Below are 22,702 nucleotides of genomic sequence, written 5' to 3'. Positions count from 1 at the left end.
CTTCATTTTTTCATCGCCAAAGTGAAGGAGATAAAGTGTGTTGATTAGATATGAATCGCTACTTAAGTTTATATTAAAAAAAACCGAAGACACGAAATTTTATTTTCTTTCTTGAGGCTCCAGTTAGAGTCTTCGCGACGAATCAAGCCACCTTAATCTTCCGAAACGTCAAATTAATCCGGGGCATTTTCATTTTTTTGGTTTTAGGCAGCGCATGCATCCAGTGGTGTTGCAAGGTGCCGGACATCACTAACAAATCGCCGTGGCCTAAAACTATATCCAGCTTTTCCTGGCTTTTTTTATGATGCAGCTTGAATAGGCGCTGCTCGCCGAGACTCAATGACGCAATCACCGGATTTTTTCCCAGTTCTTTTTCATCATCGGCATGACAACCCATCGAGTCTTTACCGTCACGGTATAAATTGGCTAATACGCTATTGAAAGTACAGTGGCATTGCTGCTCCAGCTTCTCCCTGATTGCCTGTAACGTCTGAGTCCATGGCATCGGCTGATGATTAACGCCTGAATAGCTATAGCACGCATCGGGGTCGCCATACCAGCACATCAGGCGAGGCACTTTAACCCACTTGCCATAAATAAAAATAGCTTCTTCCTGCCAAGTCAGATCGACTTGCAATTGCGTAAACAGCAGATCGGATTCCGGCTGCCGGTAAAATTGTTTAATCCAATAAAGCTCGCCGTCAAAGGGGACTAGGTTGGCTGTCATTAACGCGCCGCAAAAAACCGTTTCATCACCCTGATCAGGTAATCATGATCCAGAACCCCGGCGCTTTCTCGGATGCTGTGCATCGCCCACATCGGGCTGCCGACATCGATTGAGCGTATGCCCAGTTTTGCGGCCGTAATCGGCCCGATGGTGCTCCCGCAAGGCATATCGCAACGGTGCGAATAGGTCTGGTACGGCACTTCGGCCTGTTCGCACCAGTCGGCAAACATCGCTGCCGAGACGCTTTCCGAGCTGTAACTTTGATTGGCGTTGACTTTAATCACCGGACCTTTATTGACGCCGACTTTATGGTCGGAATCGTAGGCATTGGGAAAATTAGGCTGATAGGCATGCGCCATATCCGCGCTGATCATGAAGCTTTTCGCCAGCGCTCTGACAACATCTTCGCTGCCTTCTGCAGTCGAAAGAGCAATGCGCTGGAGTACATCGGGCAGAAAACTGCCGTCCGCGCCTTTGTTACTTTGGCTTCCGATTTCTTCATGGTCGAAAAACGCGCACACCAGCGTAGTGTCCGGCTGCATATCATCGAAAAGTAATGCCTGCAACGCGGCATGACAGGAAGACAGATTATCCAGTTGGCTATCTGCATAAAACTGGTTTTCCGCGCCCCAGAAAGCGCCTTTCTGGGTGTCGTACACAGCCAAGTCCCAGGATAAAATGCGCGTAGCGGCTACGCCTGTTTGTTGTTGCAATAATGCAGAAAAATAAGCTTTAGGCAGCTGTTCTTCGGTCAATGCCGACAAGATTAACGGCAACTCGGTCTGCTTTTGCAGTTTCAGGCCGTCTTCATTAACTGTTCTGTTCATGTGTATTGCCAGATTAGGCAAGCGCAGCAACGGTTGATCAAATTTGACCAGCAGACTGGCTATGTCACCCTGATCGTTTTTATAACTAATCCTTCCGGCGAGGCTTAAATCCCTGTCGGTGAACGTCGCCAAAATGGGTCCGCCGTAAATCTCGACGCCCAGCCTTAACAAGCCATCCCCGCTGCTGGCAGCATTCGGTTTTATTCTCAAGCCGGGAGAATCGGTATGTGCGCCGATAATTTTAAACCCGGTTTCAGCCAGCGGTTTTTGTCCCTGTACAAACAGGACGATAGACGAATCGTCACGCACCACGTAATAACGCCCGCCCGGCTGCAATGTCCATTTGGCGGTTTCGTCGAGACGCTCCCACGCCGGAGTTTGCGTCGCAAGCTGGGCTTCGATGGTTTTAACCACATGCCAGGGATTGGGACTGGCATCGATAAAATCCAGTAAGTTTTGAACCTGTTGTCTAGCGCTCATAATCTTTCTTTCAAGTCTAAGGCTGCAGAATTTATGCAGTAACGCAGACCTGTCGGTTGTGGGCCGTCTTCAAACACATGGCCTAAATGTGCATCGCAGGATTTACAAGTCACTTCAACGCGGCGCATCCCATGACTGGCGTCGACATGTTCAGCCACGCTGTGTTCGGTCAATACATCCCAAAAACTCGGCCAACCTGAACCTGAATCATATTTGGTCGCCGAATCGAATAACGGATTGCCGCAGCAAATACAGTGATAAATGCCGTCTTTTTTACAATCGGCGTATTTGCCGGTAAACGGCGGCTCGGTAGCTTTCAAGCGGCAAATATTAAATTGCTCGGGCGTTAATTTATCATGCCACTGTTTATTTTCGTCGCGTTCTTTATCTGTCATATTTTTCACCCATAACAACTCGTTATAATGGCGCGTATTGTACGCGTTCAAGACCGCAGAGCCAAAAGACTGTCTGCCAATTATCATCATGAAGAAACATCGATTAGCTCTGATTTTTGCCTATGATACAATGCAATAGTTAAACATTTTAAAAACGTGATCAACCATGACGGAACTAATGACTAGCGGTATCGAATTAATGTTTGTCGGAATGAGTATCGTGTTCCTGTTTTTGACCATGCTGGTAGGCGCGATTAACCTGATGTCGGCAGTAGTGCAGCGCTATTTCCCGGAAATCCCGATATCGCGGGTGGTGCCCGGTATTAGCACCGACATTGATAAAAGCGTTGTTGCTGCGATAACTGCCGCCGTGCATCAGTACCGAAAAAAGCATAACTAACGGCCACAAGGTCAATGATTAAAAAATTTATCGTAATCACTTGGCAGAGCAGGTGCCGCGGATTTGACTGAATAGATGTTGTCCACAAAAAACACGAAAAAACTTTTTATTTTTTCGTGTTTTTTGTGCCTTTCGTGGACAATGCCGTGTCACCCGAGTTCTATTTTTTATAACCAAGCCATTACAATTTATCAAGGTTTCAGGAGAAACAACAAGCATGTCCACAGATATAAAGCAGCCCTTAGGTATCACCGAAGTCGTTCTGCGTGATGCCCATCAATCTATTTTGGCAACCCGGTTGCGCATCGAAGATATGCTGCCTATTTGCGAAAGACTCGACCGGATTGGTTACTGGTCTATTGAATCCTGGGGCGGCGCTACTTTTGATGCCTGTATCCGTTATCTGGGCGAGGATCCCTGGGAAAGGCTGCGTCTGCTGAAAGCCGCCATGCCTAACACGCCCCAGCAAATGCTGTTTCGCGGCCAGAATATCTTAGGCTACCGGCATTACGCCGACGATGTGGTGGATAAGTTTGTCGAGCGTTGCGTAATCAACGGTATCGATGTGTTTCGCATCTTCGATGCGATGAACGACATGCGCAACATCGAGCATGCCGTCAAAGCCGCACTCCGTACCGACGCCCATGCACAAGGCGCCATCTCCTACACCACCAGTCCTGTACACACCATGGACTTATGGGTGGATCTGGGCAAGCAGATCGAAGACATGGGCGCGCATTCCATTTGTATCAAAGACATGGCAGGACTGCTCAAACCTTACGACGCATTTAAACTGGTCAGCCGCCTGAAAACCAGCACTGATATACCCATCCATTTGCATTGCCATGCAACCACCGGCTTGAGTGTCGCCAGCATCATCAAGGCCGTCGAAGCAGGTGTGGACAACGTCGATACCGCCATTTCATCACTGAGCATGACTTACGGACACAGCCCCACCGAGACCATCGTCGCCAGTCTGGAAGGTACCGGACGCGATACCGGCCTGGATCTGGTCGAACTGGAGCATATCGCCACCTATTTCAGGGATATCCGCAAAAAATATGCGCAATACGAAGGCAGCTTGAAGGGTGTCGATAGTCGCATCCTGATTTCCCAAGTACCGGGCGGCATGCTGACCAATATGGAAAGCCAACTGAAAGAACAGGGTGCTGCCGACAAGTTCGACGAGGTCATGCTGGAAATCCCCCGCGTGCGTGAAGACTTGGGCTTTATCCCGCTGGTCACGCCGACTTCACAAATCGTCGGCAGTCAAGCTGTGATCAACGTAATGAACGGCGAACGCTACAAAAACATCACCAAAGAAACTGCAGGTGTGTTAAAAGGCGAATACGGTGCTACGCCTGCACCGGTCAACAAAGCCTTGCAAGACAAGGTACTGAACGGCGCACAAGCGATTACTTGTCGTCCGGCCGATCTGATCGCACCGGAAATGGATAAACTGATTGCCGAAGTCCGGGAAAAAGCCCAGGCCGAGGGCGTAACCCTCGCCGCCAACATCGAAGAAGACGCGTTGATTAACGGCTTGTTTGCGCAAGTCGGCTGGAAATTCCTGTTTACCGGGGGAAACCGGGCCTATTTTTACGCCGCGCGGTAAGGGGGGGGCTAATTCATTCGCCCAGGGCGAATGAATTCGCCCCCACATTCCGCCAACGCCGACAATCCAAGCACCCCGCCACAAACGGAAACCTATACGGTTAATGTCGACGGCAGAAATTTCAGCGTCATAGTCGGCTCCCACAGTGCAGTCCTAAACATTCAGCCGACTGCCAGCGCACCTCATGCCGCACTGATAGCCAGCAGCGGTGCCACAGTTGAATCGCCGATGGCCGGTAATATTCTGAAAATCCTGGTCGATGTGGGCAGCATCGTTGCCGAAGGCGATGTCGTAGTCATCATGGAAGCCATGAAAATGGAGACTGAAATACGCTCCAAAACGACCGGCATCGTCAGCACTATCTATGTCAAAGAAGGCAGTGCCGTTGCCGGCGGGGATGTGTTGATTTCTTTATAAAGAACAACAACAAAGAGCGCAAAGAACCGTAGGGGCGACCGGCCGGTCGCCTGTGTCTGAATAAGGGCGACCAGCCGGTCGCCCCTACATGATTTAATTAAAGGGTCATCCCATGGAAAATCTCATTTCACTCTGGCATAGCACCGGCATATACAGCTTTACCGGTGGCCAGGTCTTCATGATGCTGATCGGCTTTTTGCTACTGTTTCTGGCCATCAAAAAAGGCTTTGAACCCTTGCTGTTACTGCCGATAGGCTTTGGCGCGATACTCAGCAACATCCCGATTGCCGGTATCGCCGAGGAAGGCGGTATTTTATACTACCTGTATTTCGGCATTAAAACCGGCCTGTTTCCGTTACTGATATTTATGGGCGTGGGCGCAATGACCGATTTCGGCCCCATGCTAGCCAATCCAAAAACCTTACTGCTAGGCGCTGCGGCGCAGTTCGGTATCTTTACCTCACTGCTGGGAGCGCTAGCGCTCAATGCGATACCGGGGCTGGAATTCACCTTACAAGATGCCGCCGCGATTGGCATAATCGGTGGCGCCGACGGCCCGACTGCAATTTATGTGGCCTCAAAACTGTCGCCCGATTTGTTGGGAGCCATTGCGGTCGCGGCCTACTCTTACATGGCCTTAGTGCCGCTGATACAGCCGCCGATCATGCGTGCCTTAACTACTGAGGATGAACGTAAAATCGAGATGCAGCAACTGCGGGCAGTCAGCAAGACCGAAAAAATCGTCTTTCCGTTAATGCTGTTGATTATTTGCGCCTTGCTGTTACCGTCAGCCGCACCGTTAATCGGCATGTTCGCACTGGGTAATCTGATGAACGCGTGTGGCGTGGTAGAACGCTTGAGTCAAACCGCACAAAACGAACTGATCAATATCGTCACTATTTTCTTAGGGTTGGCGGTAGGTTCAAAGCTCAGCGCCGAAGCCTTTTTGCAAATCAAGACGCTGGGTATTTTAGGCTTGGGAGCGATTGCTTTCAGTATCGGCACAGCCTCGGGGGTGATCATGGCGAAAATCATGAACAAATTCAGCAGCACCCCGATTAATCCACTGATCGGTGCCGCCGGCGTCTCTGCAGTCCCGATGGCGGCGCGAGTAGTCAACAAAGTTGGTCTGGAAAGCAACCCGCATAACTTCCTGCTGATGCATGCCATGGGACCTAATGTTGCCGGGGTAATTGGTTCTGCGGTAGCGGCGGGGATTTTATTGAGTTTGGTTAAGTAATCACGGCAACAATCACCGTCGGCGCTGAGGACAGGCGACCAACCCGGTCGCCTCGTCGTTTTTTAAATGCCTGCCATCCTTGAATAAAAAGCAACTATTAAGCCGCTTCTATGTTGCGCTTTCCATCCCAAAAGGGTGATTTTTTGATTGCATCGACGGTATAAGCCAGACCCTGTTCCGCTCCGGATTTCAGCCGACCCATCAAACTTTTTAGTATTAGATCTGCATGAACACCAAGCTCCTTGCCGATAACGGGCAAAGCCTTAACTTTCTGCATGACCGGCTCCGCCAACCACACTTGAAAAATGACCTGACTCTGCGTCGGTAGTGCCTGCGCAACAGCAACAATATTGTCGTACCAGACTTTTCCTGGATAGATGATTTTTTGCACGACCAGATCCTGACCGGTTTTCACCTTGCTATCGACCAATTCGACTACTTCAGTGACCAATGATCTAGCCGGTTCAACAACCGTTCTTTCAAAATACCTTACCGCTTGATCAGGACATTGATGAACCAAATTTGAAGTTGCATTAATGTTTTCTTGAATCAGCACTTTTTTCTTGTTAATGAGATCTTTGGCTTCATAGACGATACCCTGAATAACCTCAATCTGCTGCTGAATTTGCGATAACACCGGATTGATGATTTTTTCGTCAATTCCGTTTTTAATTTGATCCCTGCACTGGTGAATTGTAAATGTCGCTTTTTTCAACAGCGATTGTTGAGCGTATATCAATTTCGATTCTAATTCATGAATTTTTAAATCGCGCTCAGTTAACGATTTTTTCAGTAAAATTATTGTTTTCTTATTGGATTTCACCTGTTCAGAAAGCTTAGTTAGCTCCGCTTCCAGCTGAGTTAGTTTTGCCAGCTTGCCCGTTTTGGCGCCATTATTAGATACCATGCCCATCCCCTCCTCTTAAGTAATTACTATATTTATTATTATTTTTTGCTAATTAGCAGGATCATTCATAACAAACAAGCACCGTAAAGTCAATAAAATCAACCCGACAGGCTGCAACTAAAAACACGGGGATTTTGTTATCTGCTTTGGCATAAAGCAACATTGTTTAACTGTATTGCACATGTTTCTTGGCATAGGGCATGCCGTGTGTGCCAAAGGAAGGAATTAACGCTAAGCGGTGAAGGCGTGCACGACGGGGGGCCATGCACTTTCCCGAATTATTTCGTTTCCTGCTCTACTTGCTGGCGCTGTTGCGCCGCCGCATCCTGCAACACTTGTTCAACCTGTTTGGCCTGGTCCAAAGTTTCCAGTTGCGTCTTTAATACCCCTGTATCTGCCGCTTTAACCGGCTTATCGCCTTCGCCGCAACCGGTAATTGAAACCAGCATCAAGATCGCTGCCACTCTATTTATCAATTTCATCTAGGTTTCATCATGCTCTCTCAGAGCTTAAAATACTAACAATTAGACTCAGGATAATTGGCTCATTTCCGAAGCCTTGCTGTAATCAACACCCACACTGATCACAAAACTGCTGGCCTCTTCGATATTCATTGCCGATTTAACTATTCTTGACTTATCCGCAATGACTGTAAAACCGGATGTCGGATTAGGCGACGTAGGAACATACAACACATACTTGTCACCCAGTCTGTTGGTCACATACGCAGGCACCCAAAGGCCTTCTTTTGGGTATTCGACATAAACCACTTCCTTAGCGATAGTCTTATCATGGGTCGAAAACATATTGATCACTTTTTTCAGCACCCGATAAACCGTGTTCAAAAATGGAATTCGCTCAATAATATGATCAAAAGCGGCAATAACCCAGGACCGGCCTTCTCGGACTAACTTATGACCGATATACACCAGAATAATAAAACTAACCGCGAATACCAAGCTCGTATATAAATAACTATCCGCATAACCGTAAACCAATTGAAATAAATCGGAAACCCGGTCTTTTACAAAAATCATAATTTGTAAAATAACAACAATAGGAATGACCGCAAGAATACCGATCAGGAAATAATTCAACAGCTTTTTAACCCACTCTTTCATGTCTCTCTCCAATTTTATAATGATTTGATCATTAACAAGATACCTGATGCAAACAAAAATGCGGCAAATATTTTGCGATATTTTGCATTATCAATTCCGCTATAAAGTATTTCTTCCGTCAGTAAAAACATCACCACAGCAACCTGAATAAAGCTTACCTTGTCTGCAAATGACACCGTAAACTCGCTATCCATAACAAATAACGTTGCCAACTGGCACAAAGCAAATGTCGCATAGCTCGCCGCCGTTGTCACACGCGTTTTGTTTTTTGAATATTTTTTGCTGTAAACCATCACGGTCAACAGCGAACCGCCTAAATTGCTGACACCATGAACCAGCCCCATCGCCATCAGATAAATCTTTTCATGTCTGGCTATGGACTGTAAGGTTTTTTTTCAATAGCCGTTGAAAAACTTTCTAGCGCCACAAAAATCAACACGACACCAATCACCAAACTGATGTTGATTTTGACGGTAGTCACCAGCATTAAAAACACCACCACCAAAGGAACGCTGTAAACCAACACGTTTTTATAAAATCCGGTATCGACATCTTCATAGTGCCTTAGCACTTGCAAAGCGCTTATCGCAATAGAAACCGGCAGCAGCACACCCAGCGCATCGACAAAATCATAACCGAGTAACAGCAACAGCGGCGTACCCAATGATAATACGCCTACCCCAAAAATAGACTGAATGACCGATGTTGCAACAACCGTCAGTAAAATATCGACCGGCATTGAACTCCTCTTTTTATTGTTGTTATTTTAAATTTTCATTATACCCGAGGTTGGAAATGAGCAAATTTATAAAGCGTAATTCAACAAGCTGATGCAAATCCAGCCAAAACCTATCGTTGTAATGATAAAGCTGATAGCCGAATAAACTTTCCAGATTGTTTTTTCCCAAAAGGCCGGATCGAATGCAGCAACAACAAAGACACAGGGATTGCTGATGCCGCCAATCACCACCAGCCAGCAAGCGGTAACCGATAACGGTACTTTAACGGCATAAAACGCAAGACAGAATAATGCCATTAAGGCAAAATCGATATGCGCCCTGATCAGGGTTTTGTAGTCTGTCAGGAATTCGCCATCAATGCCCTTAATTGGAAACCATCTTGCAAAGGTCATCAGCCATGCCGATACCAAAACAGCAAAGATCATCAGCACCGCGCCAATTAATAATATTTCCATCGTGTTATCCTATTTAGTATTGTTTATTAAAAATATAGACTATACCGGTCGGTATATTGACATTGCAGTATACCGACCGGTATAGTCACAATCAACCTGTTTTTATTGTTCTCGCCTATGCCTTTAAATCTGCAAGAAAAAATTCTGCAAGCCGCATCAGAGCTGTTCTATAGCCATGGCATCAGGGCGACCGGGGTCGATGCCATCGCCAAGGCGGCAAACACCACCAAAATGAGTCTTTATAAGTACTTCATGTCCAAAGATGACTTGGTGCTTGCCTTTTTACGCAAGCGGGATGAAGATTTTCGAGTCTGGTTTGTCGACCAGGTTGACGGCAAGGCGGATACGCCTAAGGCTAAGTTATTGGCGATTTTTGATGTAATTGGCGAATGGATAGCTATTCCCGAGTTTCGCGGTTGCGCCTTTATCAATGCCGCCGCCGAGTTTCCTCTGGAAGGCAACCCTGTACACCGGGTCTCCGCCGAGTTTTATGATCATTTCCGAAGTTACATTGCCGGTCTGGCTGGACAGTGCGGTTCAAAGTCCCCGGAAAGTCTGGCGCTGCAATTAAGCCTGCTGGTCGAAGGCGCGATAGTCTCGGAACAGATGAAGCGTCATTCAGGCGCCGCCGAACAAGCCAAGCAGGCCGCTATCATTCTTATCGAGCACAGCATAATCGATATTCCCGACACCTCTTTACCAACCAGCAACGCCCAGGAGAGCAGCAATGAGTGAATTTTTCCATGAAGGTAACCGGCAACTGCAAGACCGCTTCGAGACGCGCCCCATGGCCGACCGACTGGTCGAAGCGATAGTCAATGATCAGATCAGCCCGGAAGATCAGGTATTTATCGAAGAACAGAACATGTTTTTCTTTGCCACCGTCGATAAAGAAGGCCGCCCTAACTGTTCTTACAAAGGCGGCAGCGCCGGACTCGTCAAGGTTATCGATGAACGCACGCTGGCTTTTCCAATCTACGACGGCAGCGGCATGTATATGTCGGCCGGTAACGTGTTGGTTAACGAGCATGTCAGCTTGTTGTTCGTCGACTTTCAGCGGCAAGCGCGTCTACGTTTGAACGGCAGCGCCTTCATACAGGACGATGATCCTTTAATGGATGTCTGGCCCGAAGCGCAAATGGTGTTGCGGGTCAAACTGCGGGAAATGTTTCCCAACTGTCCGCGTTATATCCACAAAATGACCCTAGTCGAAGAGTCCGCATTCGTGCCCAAACAACATGGCGAAACACCGGCACCGGCCTGGAAACGTCTGGAAGTTGTCGCAGACGTATTGCCGCCCCGCGACGCACATCTGGCCGGTAACGAGCAGGATGCCGCCGCCGCGTTAAACCGCAACTAGCGTCATATGTTGTAATAAGTCCCGCATCCCTATTCGCTCTTTTTAACGCGGATCTTGCTACCGGCCACATCCTTGCCATTGAGGACACTTATCGCCGCCTTGGCCTCGCCCTGTTTTGGCATTTCGACAAAGCCAAAACCCTTGGATTTACCGGTGTCTTTGTCGATGACCAGAGTGCAGGACTGCACGGTGCCGTGAGCCGCGAACATAGCACGTAGCTCTTCTTCTGTGGTGGTGCGGGCGAGATTGCGTATCAGTAGTTTCATCAGATTACCGTGTTAGTATAAATTGTATAAATTATACAGCTTCTTAACAAACTTGGCTGATTCAACGCCCTGATGTAATTCAGTTCAATTCCAGTCATCATGCGACTTTTTGCTCCAAGTTCAGCAAAAAATCATTCAATTCCCCTGCCCCATTGCCCCGCATAAAATTGTTCATTCAGCGCGACCCTGGAACGAACGGCTAATTCGGCTTCTTTAAAGTCATCATCCAGCACATCCACCTCGGCCTGATAGCCGACGGCCATCATCGCCATCGGCTTGCAATCGCCCGGAAGGTTAAAAACCTCGCGGGCTTTTTCAGCATCGAAACCACCCATTTGATGCACACACATGCCTAGCGCAGTAGCCTGAAAGCACATGCTGACGCTGGCGGCGCCGGTGTCGTACATCGCCCAGCGATTGGCTTGGCCGTTATGATTGAAACTGTCCATGGCGACGGCAAGCATCAGCACCGGCGCATTCTTGGCCCATCGCCTGTTTTTTTCAGCCAGGATTGAAAACGCATGCTGCCAGCCGGTTTCATCGGTGGCTTTATCGCATACCACAAAACGCCAAGGCTGGTCATTGAAGCAAGACGGTGCCCAATGCGCGGCTTCCAGCAGTGACAGCAAATCGTCATGACTCACCCGTTTGTCCGGGTCAAAGGCTCGGGGACTCCAACGCGCCTGAATAATCTCGTGGATTTTTACACGGGTTATTGCCGGTTTCTGCTGCATATTTACATCCTTTGTTTGATGAATAAAAACTGATTTACCGTGTCAATTCGCCTTGGAAATCATGGACCAAAACGGCATGTTGCTAGGCTACCGGAATAACCGGCTGTTGCTGCGGGCGTAGCCGTACATCGAATGCTGACTGATAATGCGCTTGAGTTTGACGCCGACGCCATCCGAGGTATTTTGCCCGGTGATAACGGCTGCGAGTTGTCGTGTTTGCTTATTCATTTTTAGTCTCCCCTATATTCGGTTCAAATACGGCTATTGATCCAGCGGACGATATCCGCAGTACTCATAGCGCCGGACTTTCGGTCTATTTCACGACCGGCTTTGAAAATGACCAGGGTGGGAATGCTGCGAATAGTAAATTGAGCGGCAACCCCCTGTTCCTGCTCGGTATTGAGTTTGGCTAAACGTACCTTCGGTTCAAGAGCAGCCGCCGCTTGGGCATAAGCGGGAGCCATCATCTTGCAGGGTCCGCACCAGGCCGCCCAGAAATCAACCACAACAGGAATATCGTTACGGGTAATATGCTGCTGAAAATCTCGGCCGGTTAATTCCAGCGGATGTCCGGTAAACAACGGCTCTTTACATTGACCGCAGCGGGGATGCTGGGTCAAGCGCTCGGCTGCTAGTCGATTTACCGTCTGGCAGTGTGGACATACAATGTGTTGTGTACTCATGGAAGGGCCTTGTTGTTCAGGTTTAGTTGTTGAAGATATGAGGCCATCAGGCCTAAAACTCAACGCTTAAATCACATACCCGCTTAATCTCAAGCATTAAGTTTTTCATATCGACAATCGCCAAGATTGATTAATCGTTGGTGAATGGTATTACAATCAGGCATTCTTGTTACAAAAATCCATAAACCATGCCGTCCAAAACAACATTCAAGCCCGCCTGGTGGTTATGCAATAGCCATTTACAGACTATGTATCCGGTTTTATTAAGAAACGCACCCAATCCTCCCGATTATCGCCGCGAAAGATTAACCACGCCTGACCAGGACTTTATCGACATCGATTATTGCGGAACCGGCAGCCAGCCGCTGATTATGCTGGTGCATGGCTTGACCGGTAGCTCGCAATCGGGTTATATCAAAGGCTTGCAAAGCGCACTGCTCAAACAAGGCTTTCGTAGCGCCGCGCTTAATTTTCGCGGTTGCAGCGGCTCATCCAATAACAGGGCGCGCAGTTATCATTCAGGCGAAACCGAGGACATTGATTTTCTCTATCAAACCTTGCGACTGCACGAACCCGACACGCCTTTAGGCGTCGTAGGTTTTTCATTGGGCGGCAATGTGGTTTTAAAGTGGCTGGGAGAACAAGGTAATCAGTTGGATTTGTTTGCCGCTGTCGTCGTTTCCGTGCCGTTGCTGTTGGGAATTTGCGCGACAAAACTGGATAGCGGTTTTGCAAAGTTCTATCGCGTCAATTTACTGCGGGAGTTAAAAACTTATATGCACGCCAAATTGCACCATCTGGAACGCATAGGCCAAACCGAAGAAGCCATGAAGATCAGAGCATTGGGCGATTTGTCGAGCATCAACTCGTTCTGGCAATATGACGATCAGGTCGTAGCCAGGTTACACGGCTTTAACGATGTACACGATTATTACCGGCGCGCAAGCTCCAGACAATACCTCAAGTCAATCGCGGTACCCACGCTATTGCTTCAGGCAATTGACGACCCGTTTATGACCCCAACAGTCCTGCCCGGCCTGAATGAGTTATCGCCGCAGGTACAACTGGAACTTAGCCGGCACGGTGGTCATGTCGGCTTTATCTCGGGATTCATTCCGTTTAGACCGGAGTATTGGCTGGAACAGCGTATCCCGGAATTTTTGCTGGGCTGCATCGTTACGTGACAAAATTTCTGAACAACTATTTTGCCTAGGATTACCCTGATTAAGCAGAAGTTACGTTTTCTCCTGCTCCTGTTCCGGCAAGAAGCCGCCCGCCTGCATCGTCCACAAACGATAATAAACACCTTGCTGCGCCAAAAGTTGATCATGCCCGCCATCTTCGACGATACGCCCTTGGTCGAACACCAAAATCCGATCCAAATGCGCAATCGTGGACAGGCTGTGCGCAATGGCAATGACGGTCTTGCGGCCCATCGCACGATCCAGATTTTCCTGGATGGTTTTCTCTGTTACCGAATCCAAACTGGACGTAGCTTCATCCAAAATCAAAATCGGCGCGTCTTTCAACATCACCCGTGCAATCGCAATCCGCTGACGCTGACCGCCGGATAATTTCACCCCGCGCTCACCAACCAAAGAGTCATAACCTTCGTGCATTAGCTTGATAAACTCATCGGCATGCGCCATACGCGCCGCCGCTTGAATGGCTGCATCGTCCGCCGCCAAACGACCGTAACCGATGTTTTCTTTGAGGCTGCGATGAAACAGACTGGGATCTTGCGGTATCAGGCTTACCTGTTCATGCAGCGAATCCAGCAAGACCTGTTGAATATCCATGCCGTCAATCAGAATCTGACCGCTTTGCGGCTGATAATTACGCAACATCAGGCTGACAAACGTCGATTTGCCTGAACCGGAAAAGCCGACCAATCCGACTCGCTGCCCCGGTTCAATGATGACATTCAAGCCGTCGAACACCGGTTGCTTAGGCTTATAAGCAAAACACACATTACGAAACTCAATCCGGCCTTGGCTGATTTTTAGCGGCAACGCCCCCGGTGCATCGACAATCTCATGCGCCTGAACGATGGTCTCCACGCCGTTAGCGACATTGCCGACATATTCGAAAAATTCCAAAAAACGCCGGGTCAGATTGCGCGCATCATTGATGATCAGCAAGGCCAGTCCGATGCTCATCGTAAAGTCGCCTACGCCGATCAAACCGCCGTCCCACAAGGTCAGCGCATAATACACCGTGCCGACTTTGAGCGTGGCGGCGGCAGTAAACTGGAACCAGCGCACCCGTTCCATATACCAAAAAGTGCGCCGCCCGGCCTGGACTTCCGTTTCCAAAAACGCGTCCAGATACTCCCGTTCAAAATGCAACCGTGCAAACAACTTGGCATTCAGGATATTGGTCACCGCATCGACAATCTTGCCGTTCACCATGCTACGCGTCGCGGCGTAACTTTGCGCATAAGGCTGGCAGTGTGTCGCCAGCCAATACGAGAGGCTCACATAGGCAAACACCCAGCCCGCGACCAACAGCCCTAAGCCTTGATGCACGTTGAATAACAGCGCAATAGAAACCGCGAAGGTGACTAAAATGGGCCAAAAATCGCACAACACCGACCATGTCGTGTGATTGACGCTGATCGATGTTTCGCTGATGCGATGGGCTAAAGCACCCGCAAAATGACTGCCGAAATAACGCGGCGCATGATATTGCAAGTAGGCATACAACGCTTTGGTAGTGCGCTGGCGCAAGCGCGGCCCCATAATAATCAACACCGCGCCGCTCGCCCGGCTAAACAGGATTTCCGCCACATTCAAACCCGCCAACAGCAACAGCGGCCCGCGCAAACTCTCCAGCACCGTCCCGCCGGACAGTTGCGTCACGCCGTCCATAATGGCCTTGATCGCATAAGGCACCAGAATACTGCCCGCCGCCTGCCCTGTCTCCAGGATCAACATCAAAATAATCCAACCCCGAAAACCGGCTAAGCAGTACAAAATAAACTTAACAGTGCCGGTGGGTAAAGGCGGTGCGTCTGCGGCGCGTTGGAAAGGGGTATTTCTGGGCATGATAGTAAGAAAACTCTATGAATGAACTGCCATTATAATGGAAAGTGTAGTTATCCAGAGTTTGTAAGGAATTTCAATACATTCCTGCCCAGCCTCGTAAGTTGGGTAGTGATAGCGTATGTGTTGGGTTACGGCTAGTGCCTAACCCAACAACACTATAGTTCTTGACGCGAATATGATCGCGCATTTGATCCAGCAACCTGGAAGGTGTATTTCTATTTTGCATAAAAAGGTTGCTATCAATAATGCAAATGCTATAGCATCAAGCCTAACGGATTATCCAGGCGGCACTATGCACCGGTAATTTAAATTTAATATACACCTGAAAAGGTGTCTACTTAACGTTAAGCCCCACGATTGGGCGATAGCGTTGATTTTAAACAAAAATTTGCCAACCCCCGCAAAAAATGCTATTAGTTTATCGAAGTAGACGCGGTGCATAACTGAAGTTGATACACCGCGTCTACTTCGATAAACAAGCCGGTGTTTTGCAAAACTTGGCGGCTTTTTGCGTATCGAACACCGTCCAGTCGCGTGGCCTAACGCCTCGCTCAAGCACACGCTTCATCAGAGATTGATGATTTTTTAAAGGGTTAAGAAATCCGAAAAACTGTTGAAACTTTAAAGTTCACAGAGAAGCGGTGCTTAGCTCGAAACGTTAGGCGTATGCGGCACCGCCTTCAAATGCCGCAACAAAAGGAGGTCATCACATGAAAATGTTACTTACTGTCGAATTCCCACTTGAGCCTTTCAACTCCCTCGTCAGAAGCGGCAAGGTGGGCGAGATCATTGGACGTATCCTCGAAACCATCAAGCCCAAGGAGTCATGTTATGCCCTATAAAACCAATAAAGATTTACCAGAAAATGTAACCCATGTACTTCCTGCCCATGCACAGGATATTTACCGGGAAGCATTTAATCACGCCTGGCAGGAATATGCGAGCCCTGGAGAACGCCGGGGCGATGCTTCCCAGGAAGAAACGGCGCATAAGGTGGCATGGTCAGCGGTGAAGAAAAAATATGAAAAGACCGGTGATGCGTGGACAGCAAAAGAATGATTGTAGTGTGTAGAGTGTATCTGGGAAGCTAATGTAAAAATTGCTTCCCGGATACTATGGCATGTCAGCAATTAAAGGAACCAGGCTCGAAATAGTTTAGACAGAAAAATAAATCGAGCGTGGCCCTTTTGATTGGCAAGATGGACCTGGTCAACTCGCGGCCGATGGTGTCAGACACCCAACCGAAGAAAGGCCGGCATATGCCGTTCATGATGCGATCGAGCGACAGCGCGAAACTCAGTGCGGGAAGTGTCAAGTCCAAAACCGGTACCGCCTTTGTTCATGGCGGCAGCCGGATTAAATCACGTGGGTTTCGAAATCTCCGAAAGCGCTTCACCGGCGATCTCGATATCGGCGCTCTCAACGGCAAAATCGCCCAGCGCCACGATTCCCACGAGTCGCTTATCGGCGTTTACAATCGGCAAGCGCCGAATCTGGTGATCACTCATGAGCTTTACCGCATCGTCCACGGAATCTTCCTCATATGCCCAGACGATACCTTCGGACATGATCTCGCGCACCTTGGTGCTCGGATCCTTGCCCTCGGCCACGGCGCGAATGGCAATGTCGCGATCCGATATCGTACCGATCATGCGATCATTTTCTCCCACGGGCATCATTCCGAAATTACCCTTGCGCATTTGTTGCGCAGCTTCCTTGATCGTTCCATCCGGGCTAATAATCTGCACATCACGGCTCATCAAATCTTTAAGCTTTTGCATATCTATCTCCTTGTCTCAAACATCAATAAAAAACGCGACTTACGAACGATCGCGCAGTTCCGTCACGCCCTCCTTCGCGGCACAGTGATTACAGCAAAACATCCGGCCGCCGTTTTCCAAGCCATGCCCGACGATGCGTACACCGCAATGCGCACAGGTGGGCGCAAGTGCGTGGATCGCGCATTCGAAGCTATCAAAAGTATAGGTTTTACCCAAGGCCATCACCTGAAAAGATTTATCGTATTCATTTCCGCATACATCGCATTTAGCCATAAGTTTCTCCTCTGTTGAATTGGTTGTCGCCCTAGTCCGGCTTCACGTCAGGCGTCAACCGTGCGCACATTTTGTAACCGCTGGTTCCAGTTGATATCAGCTTTAAAATTATCAATCAAAATCTGAGTCGTCCTAAAACCAGCAGCCGTTTTCACGCAGTTATTACTTGGCCGAACACTCGCATGCAGTTGCCGAATGCTTTTGTGCCTTATTGCAACAATCCATTGCGCTCTTGGAACTGACCTTAGCATCACTCAGCTTGTTCTGATCGTGACATTCCGCTGCTTTGCGATGGTGTTTGGCTGCTTCTTCATGATCGCTTGCAGCCTGTTTATGGAGACCGCTAGCTTCTTTGGTATTTGACATGATGTTTGTTCCTTTCTTAGAAAATACTGATGAATTGAAATCCAACGTGCATGACGCAGAATTGATCGAACGTCATAGCACATCACCATAAGCTTTCAAGCGCGGTTAAACAGTGCGCCAGCACACATAGTGCGAAATGCTCACGGTCTCTTCCTGACACGGACTTGCCCGTCGAGCTATGTTTATAGCCATCTTGAAAGCGGACAGTGGGGCTTTACGTTCAGGTCAATTTATTCAAGTCACCCAGAGCAGACACTGGTGACGGGCGACCCAAACCAGCCAATCGATCTACTCTGAAGCAAACATTCAATAGCCGTGCTGAGAGGGTTGGCACTTCGTGCATCGGGTTGCCCGATCCTTCTCGAGCGTGTTGTTATTTCAATTCTATTTCAAAGGTCAAATAACTCGGTAGGGGCGTGATTTATCGCGCCCTGATCTGTTCATGTATCAGAAGAAAGGCGCGATAAATCACGCCCCTACGATATTGCACTATTGATCGGGAAATGGAATTATGGGGTGGACTCATCGTCGACCGGTCTCCTCGTTTTGAGCATCACCAGCACCGAGAAACAACCCAATGCCGACAGAAGATGTTTAAACGAATGGCCGCTGAAAAGACTCTGAGTGAACATGAACACCTCCCGGTCATAAGCTTCCGAGAGTTTGGCTAGCATATAGCACGCAAGAGCCACCAGGAGCAGCCATTGGTGGGAGTACCTCGGTCGGAACAGCACCATTACAACCGGAACTGTCAGTAGCGGGATAAACTGAATCCACACATAGAACCGCAAGTCATCGAACCAGTGCCAATAAAATACACTGGATAAACCCATCAGTAACGCAGGCACCAAAAGAAATCTGCCAAGCCGCGCACTCACATACTCGGCCAAGACCGCTACGAATAATCCCATGAATCCAATTGTCATAGGCAGCCTGTCCCAGACCAGCGTCTCGTTGGTGGGATTCCAGTGATAATACCCAGAACCAACACTGACAATCGCCACGCCTGCGAAAAACGTAAGCCATGCAGGTCGAAAACTCACCAAACGATTTCCAAAACAGAAGCTCATGCCCGCCATCCCGACCAGCAGAAAAGGGATATTCGACATGACATCAAAGAAATTTGGAATGCCGAAAAATGCGCGCCGGTCGGCAAAGTCATGATAGTCCGGATTCTGTCCAAAGGGCTGCATCGATAGCATGGACGCCAGTGAGCCGATTACAATGAACGACAACAGGACATGCCGCCAGCCGGTTCCGAAGGAAGACAGGGTGGTTTGTTTATTCGGTTCTTGCATCGGCGAGCCTCCTGACAGGTTGCCCGTGACTCACTGCTCCTCGAAGAAGCGGATGGCGTTTAGCAACTCGGGAAAATTGTAAATAATGTAATCCGGCTTTACGCCCTCTTTTTCCTGCGTCCCCTGGTTTGACTTGAAAAAGACCGTTTTCATCCCGAGTTTCTGCGCCCCATAAACATCGCGGTACATGTCGTTGCCCACATACAGAACCTCCGACGGCTCCATTTTCATGGCGGTCAATGCTGCTGCGAACAGGCGTTCGTCGGGCTTGCGGTACCCGAAGTCTCCCGAGACTATGATCGGGTCGAAATATCCAGATAGCCCGACGGCGTTCAGCTCTGGGACTGCGTAGGCGGTCTGACCATCGGAAATTATTGCAAGATGATATTTCGGGTGCAGTTGCCGGTACCCTTTTCGAGTGTTTTGAGAAATGAGTTATTTGAGATATTCAGCTAAATCTTCTTCTTTTACATCAAGCAATTCTTTGTTCACGGTTTGGACTACTAGAGATGCAGTGTTTTTATCCAAGGCGGCGCGTAGTATCCCGAGAAATTTTGGCTCAGCCATAAGGACGAGTTTGTCGTAAGCATGAGTGACACGGCCTTTATTAGTCCGTAGTAAGGTTAAAACCACCGCCTTTCAGGCGGTCAGATTTATCTATGATTTTTTGCCGTATGATATTGCTCTGAACTGAAAAATAGGTGGGCACATGGATTACCTTTATGGAAGTCATACTGTTTTTAAAATCCAATATCATTTTGTGTTTGTCACAAAATACCGCTACAAGGTATTGAAAGGTGACGTTGGTTTGAAAGTTCGTGAGCTGATTAGGCAAACGTGTGAAGCCTTTGAGATAGAAATTCTGAAAGGCGTTGTCAGCCAGGATCATGTCCACGTTTTGCTATCTGCGCCACCCAATCTGGCACCGAGCGAAATTATGAGACGGATTAAAGGAAGAAGTTCGATGAAGCTGTTCGAAAGTTTTCCTGATTTGAAAAAGCGCTATTGGGGACGTCACTTTTGGGCACGGGGTTACTTTTGCGTGACTTCTGGTGAGTTGACAGATGAAATGATAAAAAATTATCTGGAGCATCATTTTGAACCGAAAGGAGATGATAATTTTAGGACGGAAACATGAACGGGTCTTATGACCCGTATCCGGACTTTAGTCCATTATACGAACCCACCAGCTTTAGCTGGTGGTTGTTCAGTCAACAGTTCGGCCAAATCCAGCGCAAATTGTTGTGCAATATGTTCAGTGGGCTCCTGTTTGGGACTCATGGCATGGCGACCCTGCCCAAAACTATCAAAGCTACGGCCCGGCTTGTCAGCATCAATATCCTGATTCTGCATCCGCCCTTGAGGGTGGGGGATATCTTGTATGCGGCGCATCGATTTGCCCGACCAATCACTCTCAAACAAACTCGCGCTGCTACGGTTTGCAATTAATATCCATGTAGTTGTCATCGATTTAAGCTCCTTCTGTGTGGGATTTAAACATTTCTCTTCGCGAAACTCGCTGAATTCGGATGCGCTGTGGTAGAGATCAGGTACCGCTCAAACCATTGGCGCGCCAAGCTGGCGACTTGTTCCAGCGTACCCGACTCTTCGAACAGGTGTGTTGCACCCAGAATAATATCGAGCCGTTTTTCTCCGGGTATTTGTGCCAGTGCGGTCTCGTTGAGACGAATCACATCATGGTCTTCTCCTCCGACGATAAGCAACGTGGGTGCCTTGACCCGCAACAGCGCGTCTCCCGCCAAATCAGGTCTGCCACCGCGGGAAACGATGGCGGCCACATCCTGAGGATGGTCGGCCGCCGTCAGCAGCGCGGCGCCGGCACCGGTGCTCGCGCCGAAATAGCCGATTTTCAGTGCACGGGTTGATGGATTCTGCTTGAGCCAATCCGTCACATATCCAAGTCTTTGCGCCAGCAATTGAATATTAAAACGTAAATGGCCACTGGAGCGATCAGCAATCTCTTCCTCTGCTGTTAACAAATCGATCAGCAGCGTTGCCAGCCCTGCCCGCTGTAATTGCTCCGCCACGAATCGATTACGCGGGCTGTGCCTGCTGCTGCCACTGCCATGCGCAAACAATACAATTCCGCTGGCATTTGACGGTAAGCTTAAATTGCCTTCAAGCTCGACTGGGCCAGCCGAAACGTGAACCAATTTTTGTTCCTGAAGATTCATTTTGGCCTCCACGGAATTCAATATTTGTAAATCGCGCTACACGGCAAATGGAAAAGTTTCAGGTACTTCGCCTTCTTTCCATAGTGCGCTTCTCTCCAGAGGCTCCACTGCACGCGTTTCGTCAAAGTGGAGAACGACATCGAACTGCTCGGGCAAACTTGCAAAAAAATAATGACTGCTACGCTCGGTCTCGGGCAAATAAATCACCCCGATCGCACGCTCAAGGCGCGGCTCGCGTAAATAATCTGATGTTTTGTTATTGCGTAACGGCAGCAGGAAAGATGACAGGCCAGTTTGATGCAGCAATGCCTCGTAACTGTTAGATAGCGCCGGGCGTATATGCTTGCGTTCGGCGCCGTTATCCCATCCCGAAGCGGCTGTTACCGTGCCATGATGTGTAGTAAACCCGACCAGCACGGCTTCCTGGTTATACCGCTCGCGTACCAATTGACCTACATTTAATTCGCCGCCTTGACCCATTTGAGTGGCTCGTGCATCACCGAGATGAGAGTTATGCGCCCACAATACAATCTTGCTGTGTTGCTCCTGCCGATCAAGATGCTTAATCAATGCATCAAGTGTCTCCGCCATATGGCGATCGCGCAAATTCCAGGACGATATGCGTGATTGAAACATCGAGCGATAATATTCTTCGGCATTTTTGACGAGTCTGGCATTTTGTTCGGCGTAGAAAAATTCATCCGCTGCCACGTGACCGTCCTGCCGCATGTATGCCGCGAACTGCTGCCGCAAATCGATCAGCTCGTCGATCACTTGTTGCTCGCATGAGGTGTTTAGTCCAAAGCTGGCTGCGTAGCCATAAGCTTCAATATTTTCGCTAAAGTGATCAAAGCAGCTATAGCGGTAGCGTGCCCGCCGGGCCGCTTGCAAATCGACCTTGTCGAGATAATCCAGCACCGCGCGGGTAGAACTGTAAAGACTATAGAGATCAAGTCCATAAAAGCCGACGTGCTTGTTCGGGGAATCCAGAGCATCGTTATGCTCACGCAGCCAACCTATAAAATCCAGTACATCGGCATTGCGCCACATCCAGGTCGGGAAACGTTTGAAATCAGCCAGTGCTTCGGCTGCCGAGACATCATTTGATATGCCGCGCACATAGCGATTAACGCGATAGGCGGCAGGCCAATCGGCTTCGACAGCAACAGCCGTGAAATTCTTTTCTTTAATCAACCGTTCAGTAATCCGCGCGCGTTCGCGATAAAACTCATGCGTCCCGTGCGAGGCTTCGCCCAGTAGAACCAGGCGCGCATCACCAACAATCGACATGAGGGCATCATAATCATTGTGATCCCCGATCAGAGGGTGCGCATCCGCCTTTATCAGATCAATCAATACGCTATCGGGCATCGTG

31 protein-coding genes and 1 pseudogene are annotated in these 22,702 nt (G+C 48.8%); 9 read left to right on the top strand and 23 right to left on the bottom strand.

Annotated elements, in window-relative coordinates; all coding sequences use genetic code 11:
* Positions 1-142: 142 nt before the first annotated feature.
* The 3 genes from RW114_RS05320 to msrB are packed head-to-tail and all read right to left on the bottom strand — an operon-like array spanning position 143 to position 2,429.
* Complete coding sequence (locus tag RW114_RS05320; protein WP_340121680.1) at positions 143-727, bottom strand: alpha-ketoglutarate-dependent dioxygenase AlkB family protein; 585 nt, start codon at positions 725-727, stop codon at positions 143-145.
* Positions 727-2,034: a M18 family aminopeptidase gene (locus RW114_RS05315; protein ID WP_340121678.1), complete on the bottom strand. Its 1,308-nt coding sequence runs from the start codon at positions 2,032-2,034 to the stop codon at positions 727-729. Before RW114_RS05315 ends, RW114_RS05320 begins: the two co-directional genes overlap by 1 nt.
* Positions 2,031-2,429, bottom strand: coding sequence for a peptide-methionine (R)-S-oxide reductase MsrB (gene msrB, locus RW114_RS05310; RefSeq protein WP_340121677.1), 399 nt, complete (start codon positions 2,427-2,429; stop codon positions 2,031-2,033). The genes RW114_RS05315 and msrB overlap by 4 nt, the downstream gene beginning before the upstream one ends.
* A 166-nt stretch (positions 2,430-2,595) precedes the next feature.
* Here msrB and RW114_RS05305 point away from each other — a divergent pair, with 166 nt between their 5' ends.
* The 3 genes and pseudogenes from RW114_RS05305 to RW114_RS05295 all read left to right on the top strand — a co-directional run bounded on the left by RW114_RS05305 (position 2,596) and on the right by RW114_RS05295 (position 6,101).
* A complete protein-coding gene (locus RW114_RS05305) occupies positions 2,596-2,829 on the top strand; it encodes an OadG family protein (RefSeq protein WP_340121676.1) in 234 nt (77 codons plus the stop codon).
* Between the two features lie 217 nt (positions 2,830-3,046).
* A pseudogene (oadA, locus tag RW114_RS05300) lies at positions 3,047-4,861 on the top strand (sodium-extruding oxaloacetate decarboxylase subunit alpha).
* 112 nt (positions 4,862-4,973) lie between these two features.
* Positions 4,974-6,101 carry a sodium ion-translocating decarboxylase subunit beta gene (locus tag RW114_RS05295; protein WP_340121675.1) on the top strand — a complete coding sequence of 376 codons (1,128 nt, stop codon included), beginning with the start codon at positions 4,974-4,976 and terminating at the stop codon, positions 6,099-6,101.
* Between the two features lie 97 nt (positions 6,102-6,198).
* Here the strand turns inward: RW114_RS05295 and RW114_RS05290 are convergent, their stop codons facing one another.
* The 6 genes from RW114_RS05290 to RW114_RS05265 all read right to left on the bottom strand — a co-directional run bounded on the left by RW114_RS05290 (position 6,199) and on the right by RW114_RS05265 (position 9,324).
* A complete protein-coding gene (locus RW114_RS05290) occupies positions 6,199-7,008 on the bottom strand; it encodes a hypothetical protein (protein ID WP_340121674.1) in 810 nt (269 codons plus the stop codon).
* A 278-nt stretch (positions 7,009-7,286) separates the two neighbouring features.
* Entirely contained in the window at positions 7,287-7,490 is a 204-nt protein-coding gene (locus RW114_RS05285; RefSeq protein ID WP_340121673.1) for a hypothetical protein, read from the bottom strand.
* A gap of 48 nt (positions 7,491-7,538) precedes the next feature.
* Positions 7,539-8,129 (bottom strand): DUF502 domain-containing protein, encoded by a 591-nt coding sequence (locus tag RW114_RS05280; protein WP_340121671.1) that lies wholly within the window; start codon positions 8,127-8,129, stop codon positions 7,539-7,541.
* Positions 8,130-8,143: 14 nt separating this feature from the next.
* A complete protein-coding gene (locus RW114_RS05275) occupies positions 8,144-8,479 on the bottom strand; it encodes a hypothetical protein (RefSeq protein WP_340121670.1) in 336 nt (111 codons plus the stop codon).
* Positions 8,480-8,502: 23 nt separating this feature from the next.
* Complete coding sequence (locus tag RW114_RS05270) at positions 8,503-8,868, bottom strand: TSUP family transporter (RefSeq protein ID WP_340121669.1); 366 nt, start codon at positions 8,866-8,868, stop codon at positions 8,503-8,505.
* 66 nt (positions 8,869-8,934) lie between these two features.
* The gene (locus tag RW114_RS05265) at positions 8,935-9,324 is read right to left on the bottom strand and encodes a hypothetical protein (protein WP_340121668.1); all 390 of its coding nucleotides are present in this window, start codon (positions 9,322-9,324) and stop codon (positions 8,935-8,937) included.
* A 117-nt stretch (positions 9,325-9,441) separates the two neighbouring features.
* Here RW114_RS05265 and RW114_RS05260 point away from each other — a divergent pair, with 117 nt between their 5' ends.
* Together RW114_RS05260 and RW114_RS05255 are read left to right on the top strand one after the other, a co-directional pair.
* On the top strand, positions 9,442-10,059 hold the full coding sequence (locus RW114_RS05260) for a TetR/AcrR family transcriptional regulator (RefSeq protein ID WP_340121667.1): 618 nt from the start codon (positions 9,442-9,444) through the stop codon (positions 10,057-10,059).
* On the top strand, positions 10,052-10,684 hold the full coding sequence (locus RW114_RS05255; RefSeq protein ID WP_340121666.1) for a pyridoxamine 5'-phosphate oxidase family protein: 633 nt from the start codon (positions 10,052-10,054) through the stop codon (positions 10,682-10,684). The genes RW114_RS05260 and RW114_RS05255 overlap by 8 nt, the downstream gene beginning before the upstream one ends.
* Before the next feature lie 29 nt (positions 10,685-10,713).
* Here RW114_RS05255 and RW114_RS05250 read toward each other — a convergent pair whose 3' ends face one another.
* From RW114_RS05250 to trxC, 4 genes are all read right to left on the bottom strand, one after another.
* Positions 10,714-10,950: an RNA recognition motif domain-containing protein gene (locus tag RW114_RS05250; RefSeq protein ID WP_340121665.1), complete on the bottom strand. Its 237-nt coding sequence runs from the start codon at positions 10,948-10,950 to the stop codon at positions 10,714-10,716.
* A 131-nt stretch (positions 10,951-11,081) separates the two neighbouring features.
* Positions 11,082-11,684 carry a nitroreductase family protein gene (locus tag RW114_RS05245; protein ID WP_340121664.1) on the bottom strand — a complete coding sequence of 201 codons (603 nt, stop codon included), beginning with the start codon at positions 11,682-11,684 and terminating at the stop codon, positions 11,082-11,084.
* A gap of 87 nt (positions 11,685-11,771) precedes the next feature.
* On the bottom strand, positions 11,772-11,912 hold the full coding sequence (locus tag RW114_RS05240; RefSeq protein WP_340121663.1) for a hypothetical protein: 141 nt from the start codon (positions 11,910-11,912) through the stop codon (positions 11,772-11,774).
* Between the two features lie 23 nt (positions 11,913-11,935).
* Positions 11,936-12,367 (bottom strand): thioredoxin TrxC, encoded by a 432-nt coding sequence (gene trxC, locus RW114_RS05235; RefSeq protein ID WP_340121662.1) that lies wholly within the window; start codon positions 12,365-12,367, stop codon positions 11,936-11,938.
* 188 nt (positions 12,368-12,555) lie between these two features.
* On the opposite strand from trxC, the gene RW114_RS05230 reads away from it, so the two are divergent.
* Positions 12,556-13,551, top strand: coding sequence for a hydrolase (locus RW114_RS05230; RefSeq protein WP_340121661.1), 996 nt, complete (start codon positions 12,556-12,558; stop codon positions 13,549-13,551).
* A 51-nt stretch (positions 13,552-13,602) separates the two neighbouring features.
* Here the strand turns inward: RW114_RS05230 and RW114_RS05225 are convergent, their stop codons facing one another.
* On the bottom strand, positions 13,603-15,414 hold the full coding sequence (locus RW114_RS05225) for an ABC transporter ATP-binding protein (RefSeq protein ID WP_340121660.1): 1,812 nt from the start codon (positions 15,412-15,414) through the stop codon (positions 13,603-13,605).
* 710 nt (positions 15,415-16,124) lie between these two features.
* Between RW114_RS05225 and RW114_RS05220 the strand changes: the two genes are divergently transcribed.
* Positions 16,125-16,256, top strand: a complete 132-nt coding sequence (locus tag RW114_RS05220; protein ID WP_340121659.1) for a hypothetical protein — start codon at positions 16,125-16,127, stop codon at positions 16,254-16,256.
* Positions 16,246-16,473: a ChaB family protein gene (locus RW114_RS05215; protein WP_340121658.1), complete on the top strand. Its 228-nt coding sequence runs from the start codon at positions 16,246-16,248 to the stop codon at positions 16,471-16,473. The genes RW114_RS05220 and RW114_RS05215 overlap by 11 nt, the downstream gene beginning before the upstream one ends.
* Positions 16,474-16,775: 302 nt before the next feature.
* Here the strand turns inward: RW114_RS05215 and RW114_RS05210 are convergent, their stop codons facing one another.
* The 6 genes from RW114_RS05210 to RW114_RS05185 form a co-directional block, all read right to left on the bottom strand.
* A complete protein-coding gene (locus RW114_RS05210) occupies positions 16,776-17,195 on the bottom strand; it encodes a CBS domain-containing protein (RefSeq protein ID WP_340121657.1) in 420 nt (139 codons plus the stop codon).
* A gap of 39 nt (positions 17,196-17,234) precedes the next feature.
* Positions 17,235-17,468, bottom strand: a complete 234-nt coding sequence (locus RW114_RS05205; RefSeq protein WP_340121656.1) for a hypothetical protein — start codon at positions 17,466-17,468, stop codon at positions 17,235-17,237.
* Positions 17,469-17,630: 162 nt separating this feature from the next.
* Positions 17,631-17,834, bottom strand: coding sequence for a hypothetical protein (locus tag RW114_RS05200; RefSeq protein WP_340121655.1), 204 nt, complete (start codon positions 17,832-17,834; stop codon positions 17,631-17,633).
* A gap of 509 nt (positions 17,835-18,343) precedes the next feature.
* Positions 18,344-19,132, bottom strand: coding sequence for a ceramidase domain-containing protein (locus RW114_RS05195; protein WP_340121654.1), 789 nt, complete (start codon positions 19,130-19,132; stop codon positions 18,344-18,346).
* Positions 19,133-19,162: 30 nt separating this feature from the next.
* Positions 19,163-19,531: an HAD family hydrolase gene (locus tag RW114_RS05190; protein WP_340121702.1), complete on the bottom strand. Its 369-nt coding sequence runs from the start codon at positions 19,529-19,531 to the stop codon at positions 19,163-19,165.
* A 36-nt stretch (positions 19,532-19,567) separates the two neighbouring features.
* Positions 19,568-19,765 carry a host attachment protein gene (locus RW114_RS05185; protein ID WP_340121653.1) on the bottom strand — a complete coding sequence of 66 codons (198 nt, stop codon included), beginning with the start codon at positions 19,763-19,765 and terminating at the stop codon, positions 19,568-19,570.
* Positions 19,766-19,841: 76 nt separating this feature from the next.
* On the opposite strand from RW114_RS05185, the gene tnpA reads away from it, so the two are divergent.
* A complete protein-coding gene (gene tnpA / locus RW114_RS05180) occupies positions 19,842-20,270 on the top strand; it encodes an IS200/IS605 family transposase (protein ID WP_340121652.1) in 429 nt (142 codons plus the stop codon).
* A 35-nt stretch (positions 20,271-20,305) separates the two neighbouring features.
* Here tnpA and RW114_RS05175 read toward each other — a convergent pair whose 3' ends face one another.
* Genes RW114_RS05175 through RW114_RS05165 form a run of 3 tightly spaced genes read right to left on the bottom strand, consistent with a single transcriptional unit; the run spans position 20,306 to position 22,698 of the window.
* Positions 20,306-20,599 (bottom strand): host attachment protein, encoded by a 294-nt coding sequence (locus tag RW114_RS05175; RefSeq protein ID WP_340121651.1) that lies wholly within the window; start codon positions 20,597-20,599, stop codon positions 20,306-20,308.
* A gap of 26 nt (positions 20,600-20,625) precedes the next feature.
* Positions 20,626-21,327 carry a dienelactone hydrolase family protein gene (locus tag RW114_RS05170; protein ID WP_340121650.1) on the bottom strand — a complete coding sequence of 234 codons (702 nt, stop codon included), beginning with the start codon at positions 21,325-21,327 and terminating at the stop codon, positions 20,626-20,628.
* A gap of 36 nt (positions 21,328-21,363) precedes the next feature.
* Positions 21,364-22,698 (bottom strand): erythromycin esterase family protein, encoded by a 1,335-nt coding sequence (locus RW114_RS05165; RefSeq protein WP_340121700.1) that lies wholly within the window; start codon positions 22,696-22,698, stop codon positions 21,364-21,366.
* Positions 22,699-22,702 lie beyond the last annotated feature (4 nt).

It is taken from the genome of Methylobacter svalbardensis, from assembly GCF_037671525.1.
GTDB classification, from domain to species: Bacteria; Pseudomonadota; Gammaproteobacteria; order Methylococcales; family Methylomonadaceae; genus Methylobacter_A; species Methylobacter_A svalbardensis.
This window is presented reverse-complemented; position numbering and strand designations above follow the sequence as displayed.